The organism is Actinosynnema sp. NPDC023658 (assembly GCF_040639995.1).
GTDB lineage: Bacteria > Actinomycetota > Actinomycetes > Mycobacteriales > Pseudonocardiaceae > Actinosynnema.
Genome location: NZ_JBFAAX010000357.1, coordinates 1 through 6,041, shown reverse-complemented (window position 1 = coordinate 6,041; position 6,041 = coordinate 1). Strand labels below are relative to the sequence as shown.

8 protein-coding genes are annotated in these 6,041 nt (G+C 72.1%); 4 read left to right on the top strand and 4 right to left on the bottom strand.

Features of this window, described 5'->3' with window-relative positions; all coding sequences use genetic code 11:
* On the top strand, positions 1-760 hold a 760-nt coding region (locus tag AB0G02_RS26260; protein WP_360798474.1), incomplete at its 5' end, for an acyl-CoA dehydrogenase family protein.
* Here AB0G02_RS26260 and AB0G02_RS26255 read toward each other — a convergent pair.
* Entirely contained in the window at positions 723-1,349 is a 627-nt protein-coding gene (locus AB0G02_RS26255) for a DUF998 domain-containing protein (RefSeq protein WP_360798470.1), read from the bottom strand. The genes AB0G02_RS26260 and AB0G02_RS26255 overlap by 38 nt on opposite strands.
* Positions 1,350-1,513: 164 nt before the next feature.
* On the opposite strand from AB0G02_RS26255, the gene AB0G02_RS26250 reads away from it, so the two are divergent.
* From AB0G02_RS26250 to AB0G02_RS26240, 3 genes are all read left to right on the top strand, one after another.
* Positions 1,514-2,425 carry an ABC transporter ATP-binding protein gene (locus AB0G02_RS26250; protein WP_360798467.1) on the top strand — a complete coding sequence of 304 codons (912 nt, stop codon included), beginning with the start codon at positions 1,514-1,516 and terminating at the stop codon, positions 2,423-2,425.
* Positions 2,426-2,520: 95 nt separating this feature from the next.
* Positions 2,521-3,240: an ABC transporter permease gene (locus AB0G02_RS26245; RefSeq protein WP_360798477.1), complete on the top strand. Its 720-nt coding sequence runs from the start codon at positions 2,521-2,523 to the stop codon at positions 3,238-3,240.
* 45 nt (positions 3,241-3,285) lie between these two features.
* Entirely contained in the window at positions 3,286-4,239 is a 954-nt protein-coding gene (locus tag AB0G02_RS26240) for a COX15/CtaA family protein (RefSeq protein WP_360798464.1), read from the top strand.
* Here AB0G02_RS26240 and AB0G02_RS26235 read toward each other — a convergent pair.
* The 3 genes from AB0G02_RS26235 to AB0G02_RS26225 all read right to left on the bottom strand — a co-directional run bounded on the left by AB0G02_RS26235 (position 4,176) and on the right by AB0G02_RS26225 (position 5,728).
* On the bottom strand, positions 4,176-4,640 hold the full coding sequence (locus tag AB0G02_RS26235) for a helix-turn-helix domain-containing protein (protein ID WP_360798461.1): 465 nt from the start codon (positions 4,638-4,640) through the stop codon (positions 4,176-4,178). The two genes, AB0G02_RS26240 and AB0G02_RS26235, sit on opposite strands and share 64 nt — an antisense overlap.
* Before the next feature lie 112 nt (positions 4,641-4,752).
* Positions 4,753-5,277, bottom strand: a complete 525-nt coding sequence (locus AB0G02_RS26230; protein WP_360798458.1) for a DUF742 domain-containing protein — start codon at positions 5,275-5,277, stop codon at positions 4,753-4,755.
* 7 nt (positions 5,278-5,284) lie between these two features.
* Positions 5,285-5,728 (bottom strand): roadblock/LC7 domain-containing protein, encoded by a 444-nt coding sequence (locus tag AB0G02_RS26225; RefSeq protein WP_360798455.1) that lies wholly within the window; start codon positions 5,726-5,728, stop codon positions 5,285-5,287.
* Between the last annotated feature and the right edge of the window lie 313 nt (positions 5,729-6,041).

Genomic DNA, 6,041 nt, shown 5'->3' with positions numbered 1-6,041 from the left:
GGACGCGTTGGCCGAGATGCCGCTGCCGCTGTACCAGGGGTTCGCCAAGACGGGCCTGATGAACTGGTGGCTGCACCCCGACCTGGGCGGGCACGGCATCCCGCTGGAGCAGAGCGTGGACCTGGTGTCCGAGCTGGCCTACGGCGACGCGGGCGTGGCGTTCACCCTGTTCATCTCGATCATGGCGACCAACATGGTGTGGCTGTACGGCTCGGACGAGCTCAAGCGGCGCTACCTCGAACCGCTGGCCGAGAACGGCGGGTTCGGCGCGACGCTGGGCAGCGAGGAGGAGGCCGGCAGCGAGCTGGGCCGCACCTCCACCGAAGCCGTCCGCGACGGCGCCGAGCTGGTGCTCACCGGCGAGAAGTGGTTCTCCACCAACACCGCGTTCGCGGACTTCCTCGTGGTGATCGCGAAGTCGGCCGACCACCCGTCCGGGCACGTCGCGGTCGTCGTGCCGAAGGACACCCCCGGGGTGCGGGTCGTGAAGATGGCGACCACGCCCACCGGCTGCACCACGCTCAACGGCGCCATCCCCAACGCCGCCGCGTGCACGCCGGCGCCGAGGACGAGCAGCAGCAGGCCCAGCAGCCACCGCGGCCTGCGCAGCAGCTCCAGCACCCGCAGGGCGCCCTCGCTCGCCCGCACGGCGTCGTGCTGGAGGCGTGCGGCGAAGGCGAAGAACACGGCGCCGACGACGGCGAGCAGGACGGCCGACCACGTCATGACGTCACCTCGCGGCGCAGGACGGCGGACGTGAGGGCGAACAACAGGCCGTACAGCAACGCGAACAAGACGCGTTCGAAAAGGCCGAGCACGACCGCTCCGCTGCCCGGTCCGACCACCGCGACGTGGCTCAGCATGAATGCCACCGAAGCGAATCCCGCGGCGAGCGAGAAACGACGGACAGTGGTGCTGGGGATGAACGTCCGGGAAATGAGCCACCCGGCCAGGGGCAGGCTCGTGAACATCACCGCGCCCGCGTACCGGTGCACCGCGCCGGAGAACGAGGTGGGCGTGCCGGTCGGGTCGGTGGGGAACACCGCGGCCACGGCCAGCCCCGCCGACCACAGCCCCATCAGCAACGCCACCGGCCCCTGCCTGGGCAAACCGGACCGGACGAGGGCGACGAGCAGGCCGACCGACGCCGCCGCGAGCGACATCGCCGTCACGGCCAGCAGCGCGCTGCCGTTGTCCACGAAGATGTAATCGCTGACCGTGTGCGTGATCGGGCTGAGCTCACCGACCGACGACACGTGCAGGTAGGCAATCGGGAACAACGACAGCACGAGCCCCACCAGGACCGGCGGCAACACCGCCGTCCGCCCATTCCCCCTGATCTCGACCACGGGGAAAATCCTGGTGCGAATGGTACGGCGGGCATATCGGGAACTCCCCCGAGGAAACCCTGAAGCCACCCGGAGAACCCTGGTGGGGCTGACCCCACCACCGGGGTGCGGCGAGCCACGCCCTAGGCTTCCGCGTCGTGAGCCCGCACCCCCAGCACCCTGCCGTGGAAGTGTCGGGGCTGGTCAAGCGCTACGGCTCGACCGTCGCGGTGAACGGACTCGACCTCACCCTCGACACCGGCACGGTCCTCGCGCTCCTCGGGCCCAACGGGGCCGGGAAGACCACGACCGTCGAGGTGTGCGAGGGGTTCCGCGCGGCCGACGGCGGCGAGGTCCGCGTCCTCGGGCTCGACCCGAAGCGGGACGGCGACCGGCTGCGGCCCCGCATCGGCGTCATGCCGCAGGGCGGCGGCGGCTACCCCGGCGTGCGGGCCGACGAGATGCTGCGCCTCGTGGCCGCCTGCGCCGCCAACCCCCTCGACCCGGCGTGGCTGCTCGACGTGCTGGGCCTGACGTCGTCGGTGCGCACCCCCTACAAGCGGCTGTCCGGCGGGCAGCAGCAGCGCCTGTCGCTGGCGTGCGCCCTGGTCGGGCGGCCGGAGCTGGTGTTCCTGGACGAGCCGACCGCCGGCATGGACCCGCAGGCCCGCCGCCTGGTGTGGGAGCTGGTGTCGGCGTTGCGGGCGGACGGCGTCAGCGTGCTGCTCACCACTCACCTGATGGACGAGGCCGAAGCGCTGGCCGACCACGTCGTCATCGTCGACGCCGGTCGCGTGGTGGCCCAGGGCAGCCCCGCCGAGCTCACCGAGCACCACGCCGACGACCGGCAACTGCGCTTCCGCGCCCGACCGGGCCTGGAGCTGACGCTGCTGCGCGCCGCCCTGCCGGAGGGCCTCGACGTGCGCGAGGCCACCAGGGGCACCTACCTCGTGCACGGCACCATCGACCCGCAGGTCCTCTCCACGGTCACCTCCTGGTGCGCCCAGCAGGGCGTGCTGGCCGAGGAGCTGACCGTGGCCAGGCGCAGCCTGGAGGACGTGTTCCTGGAGCTGACCGGCAGGGAGCTGCGCTCGTGACGGACCCTCGGACACCCGAACCGCGCACGCCCGGAACCGGCACGTTCGCGCCCGGCACGTTCACGCCCGCGCCCGGCCGCGGCAGGCTCGGTCGGATGCTCCTCGCCCAGGCCCGCACCGAGGCGGTGCTCACGCTGCGCAACGGCGAGCAGATCCTGTTGACCGTGCTCATCCCGGTGGCGCTGCTGGTCGCGATGAGCCTCATGGACGTCATCCCGGTGCCCGAACCGCGCGTCGGCTCGGCCACCGCCCGCATCTTCGCGCTGGCCGTCATCTCGTCCGCGTTCACGGGGCAAGCAATTGCGCTGGGCTTCGACCGGCGTTACGGCGTGCTCAAGCGCCTGGCCGCGACCGCGCTGCCCCGCTGGCTGCTGGTCGCCGGACGGGTCGTCGCGGCGCTGGCCGTGGTCGCCGTGCAGGTCGTCATCATCAGCGTGGTCGCGCTGCTGCTCGGCTGGCGACTACCGTCCGCGACCGGCGCCCTGTGGGCGGTCCTGCTGATCGTGCTCGGCACCCTGTCGTTCGGCGCGCTCGGCGTGCTGCTCGGCGGTGCGCTGCGGGCGGAGATCGTGCTCGCGCTGGCCAACATCGTGTGGTTCGCGCTGCTGCTCATCGGCGGCGTCGCGCTCGGCGTGGAGTCGCTGCCGTCGTGGCTCGCGACCGCGGTCGACGCGCTGCCGTCGGCCGCGCTGGCCCTCGCGCTGCACGACGCGGTCGTCGAGGGCGTCGCGCCCGCTCCCGGGCACATCGCGGTGCTGGTGGTCTGGGGCGTGGCCGCCGGCGTGCTGGCCACCAGGACCACGAAGCTCGGCTGACACCCCGCCCGGCGGTTCTCAGCCAGTGGTACCTACCATCGGGTGGTGTCCGTTCCACCCTGGTTCACCACGTTCCTGAGCACGTTCCAGCGCGCGTTCGCCATCGCCGTCGTGGTCGCCCAAGGCGGCATCGCGGTGACCGGCTCGATCGTGCGGGTGACCGGATCGGGCCTCGGCTGCCCCACCTGGCCGCAGTGCTTCGAGGGCAGCATCGTGCCGGTCGAGCACCCCGAGGTCGCGTCGCTGCACCAGTGGGTCGAGTTCGGCAACCGCACCCTCACCGGCGTGGTCGGCGTCATCGCCGCGCTGTGCGTGCTCGCAGCGTGGTTCGGCCGGCCGCGCCGCAAGCGGGTCGTCGTGCTGGCGCTCGTGCAGTTCGGCGGGGTCGTGCTGCAGGCCGTGATCGGCGGGTTCACCGTGCTCACCGGCCTGCTGTGGTGGACGGTCAGCGTGCACTTCCTGGTGTCCATGGCCCTGGTCTGGTTCGCCGTGCTGCTGGTCGCCGCCCTGGGCGAGGGCGACGAGCCCGCCCGGCCGCGCGTGCCGAGGGGGCTGCTGGCGTTGCAGGTCGTGCAGGCCGCGGCGCTGGGCGCCCTGCTGCTGGCCGGGACGTTCGTCACCGCCGCCGGACCGCACGCGGGCGACGCCGCGACACCGCGCCTGGACGCCCCGGTGGACACGCTGGCCCAGCTCCACGCCGACCTGCTGTTCCTGTTCCTGGGCATGCTCATCGCCCTGGGCTTCGCGCTGCGCGCCCACCCCGTTCCCCGCCGCCCGTACTGGGCGCTGGTGGCCGTGGTGCTCGGGCAGGGCACGCTCGGCATGGTCCAGTACTGGACCGGTGTGCCCGAGGTGCTCGTCTCGCTGCACGTGCTGGGCGCGGGCGCGGTGGTCGTCGCCACCGCCGCCCTGTGGGTCTCGACCCGCGAACGGCCTCAGCGCGAGGACGAGGGCCTGCGCTCCCACACCGCGGGCAGCTCGGTCGCCAGCCACGTGTAGATGTCGTCCACGGTCCGCAGCCGCACCGCGCGCTCCGGGTCGCCGCTCATCAGCCGCATCCCGGCCTCGGTCAGCTCCCGCACGCTCACCAGCGCGTCCAGCTTGCGCTGGATCAGGTCGACCCACCGCTTCTCGTTGATCCGGTACTGCGCCGCCTGCCTGCCGCGCCGCGTCCTCTTCGTCACCAGACCCGCGTTGACCAGGAACTTCAGGTTCGTGCTGATGGAACCGCTGCTGGCCTCCAGCTCCTGGGACAGCTCGGCCGCGGTCCGCTCCGTGGGCTGGCACACCAGCAGGTAGCCGAGGATGCGGCCACCGATCAGCGGGATGCCCTCCTCCGCGAAGTGCGCCGCGAACCGCTCGATCCACGCCGACAACCGCGTTTCCCGTCCGACGCTCATGCGACTCCCCCTGGTTCCACCGTCGCCACTTCGGTCGACACTGAAACCATCGTAGGGCGAAACCTGATCATCGCAAGAGCAGCGGGCCGGCGATCCGGCCGCGCCGCGGGCGCTACAGCCGGCGCAGACCCGCCAGCACGCGTTCCATCAGGCCGAGGTCCGGCTGCTCGCCGTCGCTGGACGCGGTGCGGTGCACGTCGATCAGGCCGCGCTCGGCCATGTCACCCAGCAGCACCTTCGCCACGCCCAGCGGCAGGCGCAGCAGGGCGGCGATCTCCGCCACCGACCGCGGCCTGCCGACCAGCGACAGCACCTCGTGGTACTCGGCCTTCATGGCTCCCGGGTAGTCCCAGTCGACCGCCGACACCAGGGTCTCGATCTCCAGCTGGAACGCCGACGTGGTGCGGCCGCCCGTCCACGAGTAGGCGCGGACGATCGACGCCGCCTCCTCGCGCGGGTACTCGAAGTCGTCGTCATCGTCGAAGACCGGGCGGTGGGGCTTGGTGTCGCCGGTCGTGGGGGGTCGCTCCGGCTTCGACTTCTCCTGCTTGCGACGGCGGGAGGAGTCGAGGCTGAACCCGTTGAGCAGAGCGGCGAACGTCTCGTCCGACGTCCCTGGCTCCTCGTTCCGGTCCATGACCACCTCACGCAGACGGGCGGGCCATCATCCGCTTCGCACCGTGGAGCTGGGCGCGCAGCTCGGGTGTCAGGAGCTGGCCGACCTGGTCGACCACCACCGTCATCTCGTAGGCGACCTGGCCGACGTCGGCGTCCGGCGCGGCCAGCACCGCCAGGCACGAGCCGTCCCGGATCGACATCAGCAGCATGATCCCGTACTGCATCTCGACCACCGAGCGCAGCACACCGCCGCCGTCGAAGCAGCGGGCCGCCGACTCGGTCAGGCTGGCCACCCCGGCCGCGATGGCGGCGAGCTGGTCGGCCCGGTCGTGGGGCAACCCGTTCGAGGCGGTCAGCAGCAGGCCGTCGACCGAGATCACGACCGCGTGGGCCACCCCGGGCACGCGTTCGGCGAAGTTGCTCACCAGCCAGCCGAACTGGTCGACCTGTCGCGACTTCTGCGTGCTCATCCGTTCTCCTGCCCAGCTCGATTCTCACCGGATCCACGCACACCTTGCCGGATACCGGTCTGGTAGCTGGCGAGGAACCCGCGTGTCGCCTGAGGATCCCTCCGTACGGGTGCCACCGCGTCGGTCGCACTCGGCCGTTCGGCCACCAGGTTGGTCCGCGGTCGCCTCTTCGGCAGCTCCGCGGGGATGTCGCCCCCCGGGTTGTCATCACCGTGGTCGTCGTTCACGGACCTGCCGTTAGCCGGGCTGCCGTGGGCGGAGGCGCCGTTGGCAGGCGTGTCGTGCACCGGCTTGTCGTTCACGGGCGCCTCCC